The following is a 19,089-nucleotide window of genomic DNA, read 5'->3' as shown; positions in this document are numbered from 1 at the left end:
GGGATGCGCCAGTACCGTCGCCGGCCCCTGCTCTGATCGTGCACCGCCGCAGTGACGAGGTCCGCAAACCCGCTCAGCCGGGGGATTCGCTGCAAACGCTGCGAGCGCGGTACGTTGGCGGTATGATCTGGCCCGCGACTTAGGCGAGGCCTTGACTCTGCCCGATGAGGCACCGGAGGAAGCGCAGCATGACGATCACGGTGGCCCGCCCTGTCGACCTGCGGGATCCGGTGTGGGCGCGCAGCGTGCTCGCTGAGGCCGCTCGCGCGCTCGAAACGACGGTCGATCCGAGCACCGCGGTGGCCAAGCGGCGATCGCTCGGCGCACTGAGCGCCCGGGGAACGTGGGTGCGTGTTGAAGCCCGACCACTATCCCGCGTGCGTGCCGGCCATCACGGCGACAGGGTCGAGACCAGTCGGGCTCTGGACGGGGTCGCGCGCCCGCGGTGGCGGCGCGGCGCCTCGTGGCGCGATGCCGAGGTGGCGATGCTGTGGCGGGTTGATGAGACCGATGCAGTGGCCGCCACGCCGATCAAGCCCGGCGGCACGCTCACCAGCGAACCAGTCCTTGCGCAGTCGTGGTGGCGCACGCTCAACGCCTCACTCGATGCTCTCGCTGCGCACCGACCACGCGATCCTCGCTGGCTCGGCGAACTGCCGGCCGCGACGCTCGAGGGTGCCGCTCTCACCCAGGAGCGGATCTCCCGAACCCTTCACGATGTCTTCCCGCAGCTGCGCGACACCTCGATCAACGAGTGGTGTGCGGTACATGCCGACTTGAACTGGGCCAACCTCACCGCGCCAGAGTGCTGGATCCTCGACTGGGAGGACTGGGGCAGCGGACCGCGAGGGTTTGATGCCGCGACGTTGTGGGTCGCGTCGCTGGCCACGCCCCGCCTCGCCGCCCGGGTCCGCCGTGAGCGCGCGGCCGATCTCGCTAGTCGAGAAGGCACGCTGAGTGCACTGTTCCTCTGCGCGCAACTGATCGCCGCCGGCGACGACTACGCCGGCCCGCTCGCCCGCCCGGTCGCAGCACAAGCACAGCGCCTCCTCGCCGCACTTCAACCAGACGCCGCGGGCGGGGTCAAGGTCCTGAGCAGGGCTCGGTAGCGCCCGATCTCCTCGGCGTCCAGGTCGAGACCGGCTGCGGTGACGAGCTCGTCAAGGTGCGCAGCGCTGCTCGCGCCCACGGCGACCCGGCCCACCGACGGCAACTCGAACGCTGCCCGGAACGCAGCGGCCAGTCGCGACACCACGCCCGACCCTGCACCCGACGGCCGAGGCGGGCGCGGCTCGCCGCCGGTGTCACCGTGTGGTGACCGAACGAATCGGCGAGGATCGATCGCATCCCACACCGCGTGCTGCGCATCGCCGCCGAAAGGGCTCATACCCCACCGGGCCTGGGCAGGGAGGTCGTAACGCTGCGCCAGGGCCTCTGCCGCATCCAGGACCTGCGGCTTGGCCATCAGCCCTGCCCGCGTCATCACGACGTCGAGCCGCGGCTCCCCTTCGGCGCCGGACAGACACCGCCACACCGGGAAGGGGTCCCAACAGGCCATCCCCCACCGCTCGCACCAGCCGTCCGCGCGGGCCTGCTCCAGCACCGCACAGGCGGCCCAGAGCATCTCTCGCGCTTCCGCCGGGCTTTCCTCCCGGCCTCCCTGCGGCGAGCGTTGCTGGGGCAGCGAGCGCTCTGGACTGTGCAAGAAGACGATGTCGGGCCGACGGCCGAGGTCGGTGGCGCTGGTCTCGATGGCGCGCTGCAGGCGGGCGGGGTCGAGCGAGTGCTCGACCCCGCCGCTGGGGCTCGGGAAGAACCCGACCTTCGTCGACACCGAGAACTCATCGATCAGCTCCAACCGCCGCAACCGGCGATGCGAGCCGAACCCGTCGTAGTTGAACGCGGTATCGATCGCCCGCACACCGCAGGTCAGCGCGGCGTCGAGCAAGGTGTCGTCGGGACGAGTCCGGTGTAGCCCGAGGACAACTCGGGCAGCGCCTCTGCGCACAAGCCCTCCGTGATCAGCGTGGCGGCAACGGCGCCGAGCGGCAGGCTGGTGGCCTTCTCGACCTCGGCGATCTGGACCGGATGCCCCGACAGCAGCATCCGCAGCGCGGGCTCGGCCGCTGCGGCGAACCGGATGGCGCGACCGGCTGCCTCGACGAGGACTGCTGCGGGCCTCGACGCGTCACCACAGGGAACCGCGGTGATCTGGGGCGGGAACTCGGTAATGCACACCACCGACGCGGGCGGACCGAACACGCCGCTCGTGATCACCCGCCGTCGCGGCGGCTGCTGGCGGACCCGGGAGGCCAGGAACTGGTGGGGGCTCGCAGTTTCAGCCAGTGCCGACAGTTGCCGCGCGAGCGCCGGACCTGAGTCGCTGACCGGATCGAGGTCGGTCCGAAACATCAGGTCTTCACGAGCCCGGTCCGCCAGCCACGTCACCCAGTCCACGCCGGTCCGCTGGGTGAGCCCGAACGTGGCGTGCAGGGAGAAGTCCTGCTCCTCGGCGGTGGCGCCCCGGTCGGTTCGAGTGGCTCGGTGCCAGTAGCCGCGCGGGATGTGCAGGACATCCCCGGCGACCATGGACCCGGCCCAGATGATCTCGTCGCTGGGGGTGTCGTTGCGCACCGCATCGCGATACATCGGGGCGGGTCGAGACGCGCCACGCACCTCCCAGCTCTTGCGACCCGCCAGCTGCACCACCAGGACGTCGTGGTCATCCCAGTGCAGCTCGAACCCGGCAGCGTCGCGCGTCGTCAGATAGCAGTTGACCTGCACCAACTCCCCCGCCCACCACTGCAGCGCGCGGCAGGCCGCCTCCATCGTCGGATCGAGACGATCGACGCCGTCGAGGACGAACGTGGCGCCCTCGTCGAGCAGCCGCCCGACCGCTCCCATGTCGACCTGGGGCAATCCGGGCGCACGTCGACCCGCCCCCTGGTCGATGTAGTGGCGAGGGTGCAGTTCGTTCCCGTCCTGCACACACCGGAACTGCGGCGGCGTGAGGCTACGGCGCATGACGAGATCGAGCAGTCGCTGCGGGGTCAGCAGGCGGCCCGGCAGGGCGTCGTCCGACATACGTCCACGGGCGACTGCGCGCCCGAGCTCGTGCGGGCCCGCCCAGCTCAGCGCCTGCTCAATCTGCGAGATCAGCTGGTGTTGCATGTCGATGTCCTTCCTGCGAAGCGATCGGGGAGGTCAGGAGGTGGTCCGCGCCAGGGAAGGGATGAAGGAGTGCTCCTCCCTCCCCCGGCGCGGACGTCAGCTACGGCCTAGGCAGCGATCAGCCGTCCTTGTTCTCACCGGTGTCGCCGTTCGGACCGTCGGAGTGCTGACTGGTGTCGCGCGTCTGCGCGCCGATCAGCCGCTCCACCTCGATGACCAGCGTGTTCTCGTCCAAATCGGGACCTCCTTGTTCTCTGCGGCCTATCGACTGCGCCGAGGTCCGGCCCCGTCGACCGCCCCTTAAGACTACCGCAAACGCTGCAAACACTGCAAGCCCTGCATCGGCTGTAATCCCGGCTAAACCGGCGAAGTCTGCGACCGCGGCACCTGCGCTACCCTCGACTTCCGCGACGAGGAGACAAGACGATGCCCACCACTAGCGAGGAAGGCCGACGGCTCGTGAGTACCGGCGAGGCCGCCCGCGCGCTCCAGGTCGACCCCACCACCCTGCAGCGATGGGCCAACGCGAAACGAGTCACGCCGGCCTCGAAGACGCTCGGCGGACACCTGCGCTGGGATCTCGACGACCTGCGTCGCCAGATCGCCGACATCGTCGGGTAGCGGCCCGATCTCTCCCCAGAGCTAGCGCCGACGCAGACCCGTCCGCACCCGACGCTTGGCGTCGAGCGGCAGCGGTGTAGGCGATCGCCTTCGGGTCGAGCTTGTCACCGCGCGTAGTGGTCCGCTGCGGGTCCAGCTTCTCGCGGCGCGGCATGTTCAGGCCCGCTGCTATGGGTCAATTCTTCACCGGAGGCGGTGGGGTGGTCAGCGCGGGAAGGGCTGCACTAGCCCTGCGGCGCGCTCCTCGGCAGTGTGTCCAGGACACCGTCCATCGCGCGGCCGGCGGTCGAGGACCTCGACGATCTTGCGCAGCTTTCCAAGGGACAGCCACGGGTCAGCGGGGCACCCGGTACCACTCGTGGTGCGTAACCTCGTGCCCACTCTCGTCGAGGTGCTTCGGCACCCCTGACGGGTGCTCGACGGTCGAATGCACCAGCCCGAGCCATTCGCTGCCGACCGACGGGCGCTTGCAGGTGTCGCACCACGGGAAGCCGTGCTGACGGCTGCGAGCGGCGTGCTCGTCGTCGCCGATCGGATAGCCCTTGGCGCGCTCGATCAGATCTGCGAGAGCAGCGTCCTCAGCTGCCAGCACCCCCTCTGCGCGGAGAACCCGAGCGCGGACCAGGTGCTCACCATCGGCGGTATCAACGCGCGCCCACTCCTGCCACTCGTCGGGCCCGAGGTACTTGCCGGACTCCACGACCCGGCCGCTGCGCCACTCGACCTGCTGACCGGCAGTGAAAACGCTCATCACGGTCTCTCCTGATCTGAGGATCTGCTGGCGGCGACGCTGAGCCATCGACAGCCGAGCAGAGGAACCATGTTGGGAAATGCTCGGTGGGGCTCAGCGCCCGGCCTGGGCGTTGAGCCGCAGCACCTCACCCAGCCAGTACAGATCGTCGACATGCAAGTGTCCGCCCATTGCGAGATCGCCGCGCTCGTACGCGCGGAACCCGACCGTCCAGCCAGCAGCGACCACGATCTCGCGCACGTCAGTCAGATGCTCCGCCACTGCGAGCCGGGCGCCCGGCGTGCGCAGCTCGACGTAGCTGTAGGCGCGCTTCCCGTTCAGCGTGAGACCGCGCACGGTGAAGTCGCTGCCCTGCCGCAGACCGAGCACCCGCAACGCGCGAGCGTAGGCGGTGCCGGGCGTCTTAGTGGTCCGACTGGGCGCGCTCTTCGTCATGACCTTGTCCTCCCGGTAGTGGGCTCCGGCCCTCGCCAGACCCCAGCGCAACACGACCGACCATATCAACGTTTTAACGTGAAAACTAGTCGTAAAGAGCAACAACCGATGATCACTGGCCACGGGGCACACCCAGCACCGCCGACCCCCACCCCACGCCCCAGCCAGCCAGCCAGCCAACCGAAAGCCTGTGACCGATTCTCCGAGCCGGGCCACAGAGGCGAACCGGCCACACAAGCGGCACGAGCGCGCGGCACTCGACCGCCGGCCCTCCCACCCCATTCGCGCCCGCGCTGCGACGTCGAGCCGGCCGTCGGTACGTCTCGACCCGCCGTCGGCTTCCCGATCGACCCAGTCGGCCTTCAGCAGGCTAGTAGGTTCACGTTAAAACGACAAGATGTCGGAGGGCTCCTTTCGCGACCCCAACACCGCCCTCTGGGATGCACGAGAACGTGACCGCCGGGCCCGGTCAACGGGCCGAACGCCATACGCCCACGATTAGGTTCTGAACCGTAAAGCACCAGGCAGTCAGCGTGAGTTAGCGTGAACACATGTTGACAGAATTACATTAATACGGTACTGTTGCAGACAGGCGGCAGGCCGGCGTGCGCGACCACCAAGAAGACCCACCGAGAAGGGCAGCAACCATGAGCGACATGATTACGCCGCCCGCTGGCGCAGAGACCTACACAGACGTGATGGGAAAGACCCAGTGGCGGGTCACCGGCACCGATGGCCGAGTGCTCGTGACGCGCGCGCACCTCGGCGATGCGTTCGAGGTCTGGCGCCCCGACTCACTGAACACGATCTACCGTGACGACAACCTGCAGCGCGCACTCGACGTCGCACACCGCAAGGTCAACCCCGAGCACTGAACCGAAACCCGCCCGGCCGCTCACGACAGCCCCGGCCCAAGGAGGCCCGATCGGCGAGGTCACCACCCGTCGCAACACGCCGCGGCTCCCAAGTAGGAACTCGAGCGCATCACCCTCTCCCAACTGACCCGTACGGACACCCGCACCGGACGACGCACCTACCTGCAACGCCGCCCACGCGGTCGCCCACCACACATGCAACGCCCGGACAGCGGCCGAACCCTGCATCGCCGAGGCAAACGCCCGCCACGAGGACCGCCCGGCCCAGACGAACGCCCCCGGCCGGAGCCACGGGCGTTCTCGTCGGGGGTTCAGCGGAGGCCGTAGGCCACGTGCCGCAGCCGCGTCCAGAGGCCAACCAACGGAACGCTCGGCCATCTCCACAAACCTTGCGCAGCGACCGGGCGGCCCCGCCCTCCGCGTCAGTTTGCGTGCAGCGCCTCGTTCAGCGCGATGCCCTCGCCGGTGCGGGGGAGGGCCTCCACCGCGCCCGTCACCGAGTTGCGGCGCAGCAGGACGCCGTTCTGGCCGGACAGGGTGCGGGCTGCGGCCGTGCTCCCGTCCGGGAGCGTGACCTTCGTGCCGGCCGTGACGTACAGGCCCGCCTCCACCACGCAGTCGTCGCCGAGGGAGATCCCGATCCCGGCGTTGGCGCCGATCAGGCACCGCTCGCCCACCGAGATCACCTCCTTGCCGCCGCCCGAGAGCGTCCCCATGATCGACGCGCCGCCGCCGACGTCGGAGCCGTCGCCGACGACGACGCCTGCGGAGATGCGCCCCTCGACCATCGACGCGCCGAGCGTGCCGGCGTTGTAGTTCACGAAGCCCTCGTGCATCACCGTGGTGCCGGCGGCGAGGTGGGCGCCGAGCCGGACGCGGTCGGCGTCGGCGATGCGGACGCCCTCCGGCACCACGTAGTCGACCATCCGCGGGAACTTGTCCACGCCGTACACGGCCACCGGGCCGCGGACGCGCAGGCGGGCGCGGGTGAGCTCGAAGCCCGGCACGGGGCAGGGGCCATGACTGGTCCAGACGACGTTGGCGAGCACGCCGAAGATGCCGTTCATGTTCGCCTCGTGCGGGGCGATCAGCCGGTGGCTCAGCAGGTGCAGCCGCAGGTAGGCGTCGTGGGCGTCGGCGGGCGGGTCGGCGAGCGACGCGATCGCGGTGCGCACGACGACGGCCCGCACGCCGCGGCCGGAGTCCGTGCCGGCAAGTGCTTCCAGGTCGGCCGAGACATCCGGCGCGTCGGTCCCGAGCGCGGGGGCGGGGTACCAGGTGTCCAGGACGGTGCCATCGGTCGCGACGGTGGCCAGCCCGGTGCCGGACGCACCGACGATACGAGGTGTAGTGCTCACACCCCAACGCTAACTCCCTACCGAGGCACCGCCCTCAGGCGATGAGTATGGGCACGCCCCTCGATGCGGCAGCGCCGCGGCCGCTCCACAGGCGCACCTTGCCCGTTGCGGGACGACGGGGATCCTGTCAGCGAGCGCGCTCGCCTTGGTGGCATGCGGCGTTCAGCCAGCCCCATGTCTCGATCGCGGCGCCGCCGCGCTCCCCGTTGGTGAGCTGATTCCAAATGCGGCTGACGCCGTGACGGTTGATCGCATAGCGATGGCGCATCTCGGCAAGCTGTGCGGCGTCGATCGCCGCGGTCGGATCGTCAGGGTGCGAGTCGGGGTCGGTAGCGAGGAGGTGATCAAGCAGATGATCAGCGGCGCGTACGGTCAGGTCGTCAATGGCGCCGGGCATGAGCTGTCGCGGCTCGGCGATGCGATAGGCCTCAGGCATGGTCCGCGCTCCCCCCCGATGGCGTGAAGCCTGAGCCTAACGACCCCGGCGCGCTCGCCGTGCGCGCCTCAGCTCGGGGGGCCGCATCCGCCGGGTCGGGAACAAGGAACCCCAGCGACGCCCCATCGGTCAGTCCACGATGAGGGCAGGACTTGACGCGCGGCACCCCACGAGTCAGCCGACCTTCGTCACGTCGTAGGCGCAGAGCCAGTCGGCCTGCCCCTCCGGGTCGATGATCCGGAACGCGTGGTGCGGCTCGCCGCGGTTCGCGTCGGTCTCGCAGGACTTCACGTCCAGCACGGTCATCTTGAATCCGGGCAGGGAATCGAACACGATGCTGTCCCCGATGGCCACCGTCGCCGGCTTGGTGCTCCTGTCCATCTCGATCTCCTCAGTCCGGGGTTCTGCCGTAAGGGCTGGGCTGCTATCGGTCGGCCTCCTCGTCCCGGCAGGCTGGCACGCCAGGTCGAGCGCCTTCGTTCCGGGTGGTGCACATCAGCGCCCGGCAGCGAGGGCGGCCGCGCTCGACCACCGGCCGCCACATCGACGCCGGCCCTGTTATCGGTCAGAGGCCGCGGCGACCACGACAGTCGGCCTGCGTGTGCCCGCCCGGCCACACGCGACCGCCGTCGCCGATCACAGACAGTCGGGTGGCTCCGTCGTCGCGGCGGCGCGTGATGGCCACACGGGCGCCGCAGCCGGTCTCGCACTGCTCCGGCTCGGTGACGATGTCGACCGGGCGAACCTTGGCCATGTCAGCTCTCCTCCTGCTGCTCGCGCTGGATCTCGTTGATCACCCCAGCTTCGTGACGATGCCCTTGCCGGGGACGGTGCTGCTGTAGTGGTTGATGCCTGCCTCGCGCATAGCCGTGAGGAACTCAGACGTGTCGCCGTAACCGCACTCCCTCACCAGTTCACGGAGCATGACCGACCCGTCCGCGTTCTTGGGCAGCGTGACGAACGCACCCCAGACCAGGTCCTTGTTGAGCTTGCTCATGTCGCAGTCCTCCTCTACTAGCGGTCCCACGCCCGGCTTCGGTCGTGATGACCACGGTGTCACCGTCGTGTTCGACCAGACCGACCTGCGCCTCACGGTCAGCCTGGGTCGGCGATCTCGGGGTCCAGCTCGGCGTGGGTCGGCGCGGCTGGCGCCGTGTGTCGCAGCTCGGCGATGAGCTCCCCCGTGGAGCGGTCAGGGTCGATGGCAGCCCCAGACGGGAGCGTGTCGAGCACCGCTGCTCGTAGCGCGGCCAGCTCCTCCCCTGTCGCGCGCGCGGCCGACTCCGCGGCGGCGATCAGCTCGTGACCGGCATCCGGGGCGCCGGCCTGGGCCCGGAGCGCGGCTGCGATGTCAAACAGCCAGCCCTCATCTAAGCCGTCGCCGCGGCGGTGCTCCTCAACGATCGTCTCGATCGCCCATGCCGGAGAGGCGGGGCTGGTCGGGTCGATGGCGCGGTCGCGGGCTGCGGTCGAGTCTGCACACATCGGTAGTCCTCCCCGATCTCGCAGTCGCGGTGCGGGCTCCTTGTCGCCCACGTCGCTGATGGCGACCCTTTACAACCATACCGTTTTGACGCTAAAACTGTAAAGGGCTTGAGTTCGGAGCTACGACTGAGGCCCGGATGCCTCACTCCCGGCAGACGCGGATGAACGCCGGGCCGGCGACCGCGGCGCGGCCTATCCAAGGAAAGGCGGGCCCGCTGCGCTCGCCGTCGAGTGCCTCGAACACGGACCTGAAGCCCCGGCAGCACGATCGTCGGCAACGTCGGGCTGACGTGGCAAACGGCCCCGTTCGCGAGGCGGAGCCGTCTGCGCCCGAGCGCGCGTCAGCCCTTCAACCTCGGCGGCCGCCGCCCACACCCGCCGGCGAGCGGACGTCAGCCACCGCATCCCCGACGACATCTTTCCACCGGGTGACCAGCGGCGCGCTCAGGCGGGACCGCTCCCACGCGATCAGATCCTCCACCAGTGCGTCGGCCTCCACCTCGAGGGCGCACAGCTCGCCGTCCAGCTGCCGCGCGTGGCGGCCGCGACTCCCCCACCTCCCACCGATCCAAGGTCCGGTTGGCGACCCGCAGTCGGGTGGCCAGTGCGTGCCTGGTTCCCGTCGCATCGCTGGGCGACTGGCAGACACGCCGGGGCGGTTTGCAGATCAACCGTGCCGAGCTGAACAGCCTCGACGCGACGTTCGAGCAGCGGCCGACGCTCGACTTCGCGAATCGGGCGTGCTCCGGATCTGGCAAGCTGTCAGGGGCCTCCGACGACATGCAGAAGCACGTCAGTCCCGTAGAGGACACGGATCGTGAGTTCGTACGGCAGCCCCGACCGGTCGAGCGTGTCGACGTACGCGGCGCCGAGGCGCTCTACGTCGATCTCGTCGATCTGGCCCTCGATGCTGAGCTTCGCCCCGCCCCATCCAGCATCGATCCTGACGGGGCGGGCTGGTGCACCGAGCTCGGCCACGCGGGCCACGGCCTCCATCGCGTCCACCACCGGATCCGTCGGCGAGCCCACGATGGTGTATCTCGGCCAGGAGGCTTGCTCGACGTGATCCGGCGGATTCGCCACAGCCACGGTGAGGGTCGCGTGCTGCGCCGGCGGAAACTCGATGCCGGCGAGCAACCGGAATGCCGCGGCGACGGATGCGGAGTCCGCCCACGGGGCGGTCTGGACATAGACCTCGCGATCGTGCAGCTTGCCCGGCGCACGGTACGCCCTGATCGTGACGAAGGCGCCCGGATAGGCGGACACCAGCGCGCTCCACGCCCGCGCCTCGGCGTCCAAGACCTGCGCCGCGAGGTCGACGTCGCGGACTGTGAACACCTTCCTGTGGACGCCGACCCTTCCCGGCTCGGCAACCACGTCGAGGACGACGGTGGCACGAGCGAAGACCTCGCTGTTCAGCTCGGCGGCGGCCGTGCGGACAATCGCCGCGACCTCGTCCGGCGAGGCGTCTGCCGTCAGCCGCACCTCCGGCAGGAGATGGGTGCCCTGGGTGAAGCCACTGGTGTAGTTCATATCGACCGTTGCAACCCCGGGCTGCGCCCGGATCGTCTGTTCGATCCTGGCGACGTCGCGCCGCGCGTCACCGCAACCAGCGACCGGCAGAGTGACCGCAGCCGCCAGCAGGGCGAGTAGGGCACGACGTGACCTCACGGAGCCCGGCGCGAGCGACGACGCCGCGCGTTCGGCGGTGCTCGAGGCGATCGGGGACACAGGAGTCACCTCTACGACGAGAGGCACGTCCTCTCGCTCTCCGTCCGGTCCGACCCGAACACCGTGAAGCAGTTCTCCCTGCCCGGTTCCGTGGCCACGACCATGGTCGTGTCGTCGATGTCCGACTCGTATCGACTCGAGCCCACGCTCGGGTCGATCAGTACGTCGTATGGCCCGGATCCGCCGGACCAGGTCAACCTCGTGGCCAGACTGCCCTGGCGGGCAACCTCCAGGTTGATCCCGTTCGCCGCGGCGATCTCCTGCTCTGCCACGCGGGTCACCCCCTGGACGTGTATCGGGGCGGGAGCCGGCGCCAGCGCTGATGCACCGGCCACCAGAGGGCCTGCTACAGCACCTGCGGCAAGAACAACGACGACGAATCTCCTGACAGCCATCCGGAACCTCCATAATGGGCGACAAGATCGCTGTCATCCTTTATCGAGGACGGCATGCTGTCAACACCGAACATGGCTGGCCAACGCGGCGGCCTCATCGGCGAGTTGCTCGGTGCCGACGGCTCCGCTCCTCGAACGCGGCCAGCCGGCCCTCGCCGCGATGCTGGCTCGTTCACCGGCCGCGGCGGTCTCGGCTACTTCGCGGGCTCGCACCGGCGGCGGCCCGTTCCGCCTGGGCTGCCTCGTCCCTGCTCCCGGGCCTGCCCGGCGTCGGCGCGGGGCGGCGTCCTGGTCGGCGAGATCGCGGCCGCCCCGCCGCGGGAAGCGCTCAGCGCCGGTCGCTCGCGGCCGCGGTCGTGATCGTGGCGGGTGCGGTCATGGCCAGGGGCTGCCGTCCCGTGGTCGGGGCGCCGGTGACGGCTCGATCGGCGATGCGAGCTGCCGAGGCATCGGCGAGCCGCTCGGCAACCAGGTGGCAGGCCTTGCGCGTACCCGGGCCGGCCGCGCAGACGAGCAGCGCCGCCCTGGTCGACCCACCTCGCGTGAGACACCGAGGCCCAATCACGTCCCGGGCGGGCCGCCACGGCCCTGTATCGGTGATCAGCGCCTGCTCGGAAACGCCGAACAGGCGTCGATGTCGGCGTCCTTGTACACCGGCTGGACCACACCACCCTCGAGCACGGCGGCGCCCGCCTCCCGATAGAACCGCTCTGTGATCTCCGGGGTGTCGGTCCAGCGCTCCACCTGCTGACCGGTAGGCAGGGTGATGATCAAGTGAGTCACCGGGCTCCCCTCCCTGTTCTGCGGAGACGGGGCGCCGCCACACCTCAGGCGCCCTGCGGCCGTCATGGCTCCTCGACTCGCGCCGACAGCCGGGCCCGCGCTCATCGCGCACCGCCCGTCGTGACACTCCCGGCCACTGCACTGTCACTTGCCCCTCTGCCAGCCCATCGGGAAATCCGACAGGGAGGTCTCGTGGCCAGCCTTACACTTCCAGATTCTGCCCCGCCACTCCGCGCGGTCTCCGCACGTCGCGCACTCGACCGAGCGGCGGTACTCGCTCCAGTCGATTTCCTCGGTACCCGGATACAGTGGCATCAGCAACCATCCTCGGAGCTCCCGCTTTTTATGTCGCAGCCGCACCAGGAGTCGATCCCGCCCGCGGCCTCCCAGACGACCCCTCCGTCCGGCTACCGGCCGACCGAGCCGTACGTGGCTGCACCCAACTACGAGGTGTTCGTGTTCGTCGGCCGTCGACCGACTGCCGTTCTTGGTCCTCTACTCGCGACCCTCGCTCACGTGGGCCGCATAGCCGCGCTCACGGAGTCTGCTGGCAAGCTCGACGACGGAACCTCCCGTACAGCCGTCCGAGATCATCAGCCTCGTAGAGTGCCAATCCGTGAATGCAGCCACCCAGCATCCGAGCACCTCGAAGCCGACACGCCTAGCCTCAGCAATAGCCGCATCCGTCTCAACGATCCACAACTCAAATCCTTCACGGAATTCGAATGGTATGGGTCAGGCCCGGCCGGCGGCGCGGAGCGCCGCAGCGGGGGCTTCCAGCGCTCCCCAGACCCGAACCGACACATCCGCCGGGCCAGGCTCACTGGCCGGGGATGCCGATCACGCCAGCTTTTCCAATCGCCGGTGCGCCGCCCGCACCCAGTTCCCCACGGCCGAAAGATCTGGATACACGTCGTGGCTCTTGGGCAGGGTGTCCAGGACGCCGTCCATCGTGCGGCTGGCGGTCGACAAGACCTCAACGATCTTGCGCAGCTTCGTGGCGTCGATCATAATCTGTTCTGCCACTTGACGTTTCCCTTCCTTTGGGCGTTCCTCACGAGCTTCTCGCCGGCCAGGATCGCGCGACTGGTCCGCGCTCACTCGGTCAACAACACGGGGCGATCGGGGACGTCGGCTCGATGTGCCTTGTTGGGGCTCTGACTACCTGTCCTTGGTTCGCGTGATCAGCCCTAGTTACTGCCATTCCATCAGGCAGACAGGATTCCAGCGGCCGTCGCTGCCGCGAACCAGGTATCCCACTCCTCGACCATCTTCTCGGCGAATGCAAGGTCGGGCAGGCCAGCCGGGTCGGGCATGTCCTGCGCGTCGACGTTGTCGACCTTCCGCGTTGACCGACCGATCAACGAGCGCCCCGACTTCTGCTCCAGCTCGTCCAACTCCTGCAGGTAGTCCACCGGCCGCACGGACAGGAACTTGATGAACACTGGGTAGTTGGCCAGCTCGATGACCAGCTTGGTGGTGGGTGTGCTGTCTGCCGGCGAGCCGTCCCCGACGACGATTGCGAACAGCGGTAGCTGCGTGCGCTTCGCCTCGTCAAGCAGGTGTTGGAACGGCGGCGCCATCCGCGTGCCGCCCATCGCGGAACGATGCCACAGCTCCCGATCGACGACGCCCTGATAGTTGTCGACCGTGACATTGACGGTGTCCCACAGTCGGGAGTCGAACGGCGTCACCGGCACCGTCCCGTCTGCGTCGATCTGGAGGGCGAACCCGAGCGCACGCTCGACGATGGTCTGAACCGCGCCCGAGCGGTAGTCGGTGCGCATCGACCCGGAGTGGTCCAGGTACAGGCATGCCTGCGCACGGACGCCGGCGAGGTTGCGCTTGGACAGGCTGATCCCGGCCTTGTCGGCGCGCTTGGCCAGGTCGGGGTGCTGCTCGCGGACCTTGGCCAGGTCCACGGCAGGTGCACCACTGGGGTCCTTCACGAAGGACACGGTCTTGGCGGGGCTGGTCATGTGGCGGGATCCTCCCGGCAGAAGGGCGTCTGATGCGGGCAAGTGCATTGGTCTGGGTCGCCTGGTCGGCCCAGAGTGCGATCAACGGGTGTGGGCGACATCGTCTGGTCGACGAGCACGGCGGAGGGATCACTGCGGGTCGATGTGCCAGGTGAGCGCCGCGTGGGTCCGGTGGCTCGCGCCGTCATCTTTGCCCCGGCGAGGCGCGCGTCGAGCGCGACGGGCATCTCATCCGCCGGACAGGCCGACAGGCCCTGACACCGTTCGGCCGCCGCGCCGCCGCCTTTCGTTGTCGCCATCACAGTCCTCAGCGCGGGCCGGCTCTCGCAGCGGGGCCTCGGTCATGCCCCGGTTTCAGCCGCAGCCTCCGCACGACCCCGCAGGTCGCGCACGCCTTGCCCACAACCTCGCTGCAGCCGTCCGCGCAGCAGCCCACGTTCCCGCCGCGCCCCTGGTCGAGATGCACGCAGTCGCCCCAGTGGATCCCACGAGGCAGCGTGTGGGTGTGCTTCTCAGGTTGACTCATCCGGCCATTCCTCGCGATTCTCGCGAGCGCTAACTCTTCCCCGCACGCTGCTCCCCCCTCGCGCGAGGCATGTCAGATCGTCTCGCCTCGCGGTTCTCCGCCGACCCGGCTTGTGCGAGTGCCGCGCGGCAGCCTCTCCACCGCCTCAGCTGCGTACCTTCAGCAGGGCGCTGCCCGGGTAGTACTGGGTCTCCCGGCCGCCGCCGTTGAGCAGCTCGAAGACGATCCGGTAGTCACCGGACTTAACGCCGAGGTCCTCCCCCGGCTTGGCGGGTGCCACGGACACGATGCGGGCCGGCGTCTTCGGGAAGTCCCGCTTCTCGTGGCCGATCACCACCACGTCCGGCTTCGCGTCCTTCACCTTGAGCTGCTTCACATCTCCTCCTGTCGCAGGGTCGCATAGCGTCGGGACAACTATAATGTTTTAACGCTAACACGTCAACAGACGCGCTCAGATCGGTCCCGGTCACGCGAGCGCCGATCTCGATCGCAGGCGTGCGGCGCCACGAGCAGGAGCGAGCCTCGGGTGGGGCCGACGACCCGCATCGGGGGGCGAGCGGTGAGCCGAGCAGTTGGCGGTCTTGGCTGAGTGAGTCGCCGAAGGCTCCGCCGTTGCGAGCGGACCCGTCCTACGCGCCAGTGCTTCCGCGTGGGCACGGTCGGTGGCTTCGAACGAGTCCGCCCAGCGCTGCTGCTGGGTCGCGTCCATGTCTGCGTTGTGGTCGTCGACGGAGGTGACGTCACCCTCCACGATCGCCGCCACGGTCAGGGTCGAGGGCTGCGCCGTGTTGTCGACCGGCGCCCGAACACCGTGTAGATCATCGTCAGGCCTCCCGATCGCCGCGTCGGCGAGCGCTTGCTGGCGGGGTCATGTCGAGCAGGTCAGGTGGGAAGGACGTCGTAGGCGACGCCGATCTCGGCAGCCACCTCGGCGGTGCCGGACCCGGCGCTGATCCCGGTCGCGCCGCCGGCCTTCGTGTATGCGGCGGGTGCCTCACCGACCTTCGCGCCGGTGCCCGCGCCGATCCCGGCCCCACCGCCCGTCCTGGACCGCACAAAGCGCGCGCGACCAGAACCTGCCGGTCATCGGATCCGCTCCAGCCCGGGGCCGCTGAGAAGTCGCAGGGCGGCGGCCTCGATTCCATCGATCGCGCCTGCCACTGTCTGCCTGGCCCTCGTCCGTGTCGCCGCCGTGCCACGGGTCAGCGCCCATGGCGACGGTCGGCAGCATGTCGCCGCAGCAGCGCTGGGCGGCGGCGGGTGCGACGAGCTGATCGCCGCCCGGGTCTTCGTCGATCGGTGACACGCTCATGATCACGCCAGCCACGTTGGACCGCCCGGGGCCAGCCGGCCGGTCTCGCGGCAGGCGTGGATGAGGGCCGGGTCGGTGACGCGGCGCAGACCGAGGTGCCCGGTTCCAGGGATGGGCTCGGCGAACTGGAGGGCATTGGCCAGCCTGAGATGCCAGACGTGCGGTTCCCCCCAGGGCGCGCAGCATCGGCCGTCGCCGCGGTGGACGTCGACCAAGTCCGCTGCGCCGATGAAGTAACCCGGGTGGCACTGCGCCCTGGTCAGCGGCGGTGCACCGGTCATGGCAGCGATGAAGCCCGCCGCCGGCGGGTCCCATTTGCCGGCGCTGGACAGGATGAGCACCAGTCCACGCCACCCGCCAGCAAGGTTGCGGGTGCGGTTCTCGACGGGCTTGCTGCCCTGAGCGATCGCTGCCGACCACGGCGGGATCACGGTCAATGACCGCAGCTTGTCGAGGTCAGCGTGCGCAGCGGCGGACATCAGCCTCACCATCCTCCGACGGCGGTGACAGGAGACCGGTGTCGATCGCCGGCCTGGGCGGCGGAGCGCCTCGAGTCACCGATCGGCGTGCTCGAGGCGTCGTGCACGTTGCCGTGCTCGTTCTCCTGCCATCGGGTAGGCCAGCTGGGCGCCCGATCCGTTCCCCTGTTCCAGCTCACTGCTCCCCGTTCCGCGCCCTGTTGGGTGCTCCCCTATTCCGGTGCAGGGATCTCGTCGAAGCCACCCATCACGGCGTGCGCGAAGCGTGACCCGGCCACCTCGTCGCCGTAGGCGTCGTAGAAGCCGCGGCAGGCGGCCTGGCCGACCTCAGGATGCGAGCCGTAGGAGAGGGTCTGGTGGCAGGTGAGAAGCGCACCGGCGGACCGGTTCGCGTTGATGACTGCGCGGATGCGAGCGCCACCGAGGTGCATGGGGTCACCCGGCCGGAAGATGCAGGTAGAGCACTTCTCGACGAGCAGCTGAGGGCGACCTGTCGGTCCGGGACGTGGTGACTCGTCAGCCACGATGGCCTCCTCTGGGTCGACGTGCAATCCTAGCGTTTTCACGCTAACACGGACACTCTGGATCAGTCACGCCGCGTGCCGCTTCGGCCCTCCTCGCAGGTCTCTCACGTCCTCCGAGCGGGCCGCGATCGCCGTCCTAGGCCACCGCAGTGGCACCGCCGCTCTCGACAAGCCCACATCCTCGCTTTCGGGGCATCGCTCAGTCGTTCAGCAACCCCGGTGATCCATCCGATGCGACGCTCCGACTTAGTCCCCGATGAGGTGGCCGCTCCGAATGCGCCGCTCGCCAGCAGGGGTGTTGAGCTCGGCCCGCATCTCGGGGTGGGCCTGGTAGTAGCGAAGCGCGTGATACGCCACGACTGGGTCGGCAGCGAAGTCACGGGCGTGCACAATGAAGAAGAAGTACGGGAGCCAGGACTCGCGCCACCTGCCCCACTTCCTCCAGCGGAACCGGGCGTCCTCGGAGGGGATTGCTCTCACCACGATGATTGGTTCTTTGACAAACTTGTCGGCTGCCACCTCGCCTACCAGGTGCCACGGGACGGAGCGCTCGAACCGGCTCTTTCGGTCGTGGACCCCGCCCGGTGTGAGCAGCAGATACCCTCTGGCGAGGCGCCCACGGGCGGCGTGGAGGACTATCCGCACCAACCATCCCGCCCACAGCATCAGCAGGATAACCGCGGCGCCCGTGCTGAGAGGTGCCGCCGGTGGCAGCACAATTCCCCCCAGGACGGCGGTTGCCACGCCTCCGGTCACGACGACGAAGTTCCCTTGCAGGAACTCCCTTAACAGCACGTATGGCTGCGACGTGTAATAGATCACGACACCGTCGCGTTCCGAGCCAGTAACCCGCAGCGTGATCGCTGGATTGCGTTGACGGCGCCGCATCATCCATAGATCCAGTGCCGTGAGCGCGCCGACGGAGATGCCTCCCACGCCTCCGATGACGACAAGTCCGGGGTCCTCGTTGTCCACGGCGGCAACGATCCCGGCGACGCACAACGCGAGCATCCACGCCAGCCCCTTGGCCAGCAGCGCGCGCGCCCGCGGCCAGATCTGCAGGTTCGCCCACTCGGTCGGCGTCGGCGGCAAGGTGGTGGTGTCGGCGGTCTTTCTCATGATGGCGCCTCCTCGAGACGGCCGAGCGGTGACGAGCTATCGGTCGCCGGGCATTGCCCGGCGAGCGCAGAGTCGGGTGAGACAGGCGGATTCCTCTTGACTGACGGGGAGCTATACACCCGCGTGCCGTCCGTGCGGCTAACGTGGGATAGCGTCGGATGTAGCCGTGGCCTTCAGCACCTCACTCATGTCGAGCGCAATGCTTCCAACGATGAACTCGGCAAGTTCGCGTGGAGCATAGGTCTGGTTTCGCTGTTTGGCCGGCACCCGTGCAGCCTCGGTCTCTACGTGAATGTGCAGCAGACGTTGGGGCTGATTCGGGCCGAATGCCAGGAAGAGATGCGAGCTGTACGGCTGTGATCTCGGAGTAAGGGTGACCCAGTAGCGGGCACGACCGATCTCTGACCTCGACGCCACATTCACGGCATTTCGACCGCCAGGGCGGTATCGAGGATCGTTGCTCACCTCTAGAATGGTTCTCCCGGTTTCGTCGGTGACGGTGATGGCGGTACGCGCTCCGCGCCAGCGACATAGGCCAGGACCGCGCTCAACCGGTCCTTGCTGGACCGGCGCCTGCTTCAGAAAGAGGGAGTCATTGAACGGAGAACAGAGATCGAATCCCTCGCGGGGGAGATTCATCCAAGAGCCACGAGTCAGGTCATCGGGCGAGAAGCCTCGCTCTCCGGGGTAGTACAGCTGCTTCGTGTAATCGAACTCTGCGGGGTCAGGCTGCGGCGCGGGGGAACTGGAGCATCCTGCCGCTGCGATCGCAACAGCCAGCGCGATGGCCACAGGCCGGACGGCGCTCCTCTGAAAACGTGTCATCGACACCTCTCATCTGGCCCGGGTCGAGCTCTCGCAGGAGAAGGTCATCGGATGGGCGTGGCACTGACATCGAGGGTCGGTGATCGACTGCGCGAGCCTGCATGCTCGGATCTGGCAGCTGTCAGGACCCTCAGGCGACGTACAGAAGGACGCCATGGAGGCCTTAGAGAAGCGTGAGTTGGTAGGGCAGCCGTGAGTGGTCGAGCGCTTCGATGTAGGCGGCGCCGACGGGTTCGACGTCCGTCCCGTTGAGCCGGGCCTCGACGATGCGGTGCGAGGAGGTC

Annotated in this window: 24 protein-coding genes; 3 read left to right on the top strand and 21 right to left on the bottom strand. The window is 68.8% G+C overall.

The genetic code is table 11. The features are described 5' to 3' along the window. Positions 1 to 188 precede the first annotated feature (188 nt). Positions 189 to 1,109 carry a phosphotransferase gene (locus tag K1T35_RS48495; protein ID WP_220263556.1) on the top strand — a complete coding sequence of 307 codons (921 nt, stop codon included), beginning with the start codon at positions 189 to 191 and terminating at the stop codon, positions 1,107 to 1,109. On the opposite strand, the gene K1T35_RS48490 is transcribed toward K1T35_RS48495, so the two are convergent. Both K1T35_RS48490 and K1T35_RS48485 read right to left on the bottom strand, forming a co-directional pair. Continuing rightward, on the bottom strand, positions 1,061 to 1,948 hold the full coding sequence (locus K1T35_RS48490) for an aldo/keto reductase (protein WP_255622853.1): 888 nt from the start codon (positions 1,946 to 1,948) through the stop codon (positions 1,061 to 1,063). The two genes, K1T35_RS48495 and K1T35_RS48490, sit on opposite strands and share 49 nt — an antisense overlap. After that, positions 1,930 to 3,171 (bottom strand): cupin domain-containing protein, encoded by a 1,242-nt coding sequence (locus K1T35_RS48485; RefSeq protein WP_220263554.1) that lies wholly within the window; start codon positions 3,169 to 3,171, stop codon positions 1,930 to 1,932. The genes K1T35_RS48490 and K1T35_RS48485 overlap by 19 nt, the downstream gene beginning before the upstream one ends. 426 nt (positions 3,172 to 3,597) lie before the next feature. Here K1T35_RS48485 and K1T35_RS48480 point away from each other — a divergent pair, with 426 nt between their 5' ends. Further along, on the top strand, positions 3,598 to 3,792 hold the full coding sequence (locus K1T35_RS48480; protein ID WP_220263553.1) for a helix-turn-helix domain-containing protein: 195 nt from the start codon (positions 3,598 to 3,600) through the stop codon (positions 3,790 to 3,792). Positions 3,793 to 4,126: 334 nt separating this feature from the next. Here the strand turns inward: K1T35_RS48480 and K1T35_RS48475 are convergent, their stop codons facing one another. Continuing rightward, positions 4,127 to 4,543 carry a hypothetical protein gene (locus K1T35_RS48475; RefSeq protein WP_220263552.1) on the bottom strand — a complete coding sequence of 139 codons (417 nt, stop codon included), beginning with the start codon at positions 4,541 to 4,543 and terminating at the stop codon, positions 4,127 to 4,129. 93 nt (positions 4,544 to 4,636) lie between these two features. Beyond that, entirely contained in the window at positions 4,637 to 4,978 is a 342-nt protein-coding gene (locus tag K1T35_RS48470; protein ID WP_220263551.1) for a hypothetical protein, read from the bottom strand. A 647-nt stretch (positions 4,979 to 5,625) separates the two neighbouring features. Between K1T35_RS48470 and K1T35_RS48465 the strand changes: the two genes are divergently transcribed. Beyond that, complete coding sequence (locus K1T35_RS48465; RefSeq protein WP_220263550.1) at positions 5,626 to 5,853, top strand: hypothetical protein; 228 nt, start codon at positions 5,626 to 5,628, stop codon at positions 5,851 to 5,853. Between the two features lie 422 nt (positions 5,854 to 6,275). Here K1T35_RS48465 and dapD read toward each other — a convergent pair whose 3' ends face one another. The 17 genes from dapD to K1T35_RS48380 all read right to left on the bottom strand — a co-directional run bounded on the left by dapD (position 6,276) and on the right by K1T35_RS48380 (position 18,772). Beyond that, complete coding sequence (gene dapD, locus K1T35_RS48460) at positions 6,276 to 7,193, bottom strand: 2,3,4,5-tetrahydropyridine-2,6-dicarboxylate N-succinyltransferase (RefSeq protein WP_220263583.1); 918 nt, start codon at positions 7,191 to 7,193, stop codon at positions 6,276 to 6,278. Between the two features lie 145 nt (positions 7,194 to 7,338). Then, positions 7,339 to 7,647, bottom strand: coding sequence for a hypothetical protein (locus tag K1T35_RS48455; RefSeq protein WP_220263549.1), 309 nt, complete (start codon positions 7,645 to 7,647; stop codon positions 7,339 to 7,341). A gap of 174 nt (positions 7,648 to 7,821) precedes the next feature. Beyond that, positions 7,822 to 8,028 (bottom strand): hypothetical protein, encoded by a 207-nt coding sequence (locus K1T35_RS48450; protein WP_220263548.1) that lies wholly within the window; start codon positions 8,026 to 8,028, stop codon positions 7,822 to 7,824. A 184-nt stretch (positions 8,029 to 8,212) separates the two neighbouring features. Further along, positions 8,213 to 8,401, bottom strand: a complete 189-nt coding sequence (locus K1T35_RS48445; protein WP_220263547.1) for a hypothetical protein — start codon at positions 8,399 to 8,401, stop codon at positions 8,213 to 8,215. Positions 8,402 to 8,440: 39 nt separating this feature from the next. Next, complete coding sequence (locus K1T35_RS48440; protein ID WP_220263546.1) at positions 8,441 to 8,644, bottom strand: hypothetical protein; 204 nt, start codon at positions 8,642 to 8,644, stop codon at positions 8,441 to 8,443. Between the two features lie 98 nt (positions 8,645 to 8,742). Beyond that, the gene (locus K1T35_RS48435; RefSeq protein ID WP_220263545.1) at positions 8,743 to 9,132 is read right to left on the bottom strand and encodes a hypothetical protein; all 390 of its coding nucleotides are present in this window, start codon (positions 9,130 to 9,132) and stop codon (positions 8,743 to 8,745) included. Positions 9,133 to 9,894: 762 nt separating this feature from the next. Further along, entirely contained in the window at positions 9,895 to 10,863 is a 969-nt protein-coding gene (locus K1T35_RS48430) for a hypothetical protein (protein ID WP_220263544.1), read from the bottom strand. A gap of 11 nt (positions 10,864 to 10,874) precedes the next feature. Then, positions 10,875 to 11,135, bottom strand: coding sequence for a hypothetical protein (locus K1T35_RS48425; protein WP_220263543.1), 261 nt, complete (start codon positions 11,133 to 11,135; stop codon positions 10,875 to 10,877). A 723-nt stretch (positions 11,136 to 11,858) separates the two neighbouring features. Continuing rightward, positions 11,859 to 12,041, bottom strand: coding sequence for a hypothetical protein (locus K1T35_RS48420; RefSeq protein WP_220263542.1), 183 nt, complete (start codon positions 12,039 to 12,041; stop codon positions 11,859 to 11,861). Positions 12,042 to 12,881: 840 nt separating this feature from the next. Next, complete coding sequence (locus K1T35_RS48415) at positions 12,882 to 13,067, bottom strand: hypothetical protein (protein WP_220263541.1); 186 nt, start codon at positions 13,065 to 13,067, stop codon at positions 12,882 to 12,884. Positions 13,068 to 13,249: 182 nt separating this feature from the next. Then, complete coding sequence (locus K1T35_RS48410) at positions 13,250 to 14,020, bottom strand: VWA domain-containing protein (protein WP_220263540.1); 771 nt, start codon at positions 14,018 to 14,020, stop codon at positions 13,250 to 13,252. A 671-nt stretch (positions 14,021 to 14,691) separates the two neighbouring features. Continuing rightward, positions 14,692 to 14,922, bottom strand: coding sequence for a hypothetical protein (locus tag K1T35_RS48405; protein WP_220263539.1), 231 nt, complete (start codon positions 14,920 to 14,922; stop codon positions 14,692 to 14,694). A gap of 506 nt (positions 14,923 to 15,428) precedes the next feature. Then, positions 15,429 to 15,602, bottom strand: a complete 174-nt coding sequence (locus K1T35_RS48400; protein ID WP_220263538.1) for a hypothetical protein — start codon at positions 15,600 to 15,602, stop codon at positions 15,429 to 15,431. 258 nt (positions 15,603 to 15,860) lie between these two features. Further along, a complete protein-coding gene (locus K1T35_RS48395) occupies positions 15,861 to 16,337 on the bottom strand; it encodes a hypothetical protein (protein ID WP_220263537.1) in 477 nt (158 codons plus the stop codon). A gap of 212 nt (positions 16,338 to 16,549) precedes the next feature. Further along, the gene (locus K1T35_RS48390) at positions 16,550 to 16,768 is read right to left on the bottom strand and encodes a hypothetical protein (RefSeq protein WP_220263536.1); all 219 of its coding nucleotides are present in this window, start codon (positions 16,766 to 16,768) and stop codon (positions 16,550 to 16,552) included. A 339-nt stretch (positions 16,769 to 17,107) separates the two neighbouring features. Further along, positions 17,108 to 17,980, bottom strand: a complete 873-nt coding sequence (locus tag K1T35_RS48385) for a hypothetical protein (protein ID WP_220263535.1) — start codon at positions 17,978 to 17,980, stop codon at positions 17,108 to 17,110. A gap of 138 nt (positions 17,981 to 18,118) precedes the next feature. Continuing rightward, positions 18,119 to 18,772 carry a hypothetical protein gene (locus K1T35_RS48380; protein WP_220263534.1) on the bottom strand — a complete coding sequence of 218 codons (654 nt, stop codon included), beginning with the start codon at positions 18,770 to 18,772 and terminating at the stop codon, positions 18,119 to 18,121. Positions 18,773 to 19,089: the final 317 nt, after the last annotated feature.

This window comes from Pseudonocardia sp. DSM 110487 (genome assembly GCF_019468565.1).
Taxonomy (GTDB): domain Bacteria; phylum Actinomycetota; class Actinomycetes; order Mycobacteriales; family Pseudonocardiaceae; genus Pseudonocardia.
Note: the sequence above shows the minus strand (reverse complement) of the source record. Positions and strands in the feature narration are given on the sequence as shown.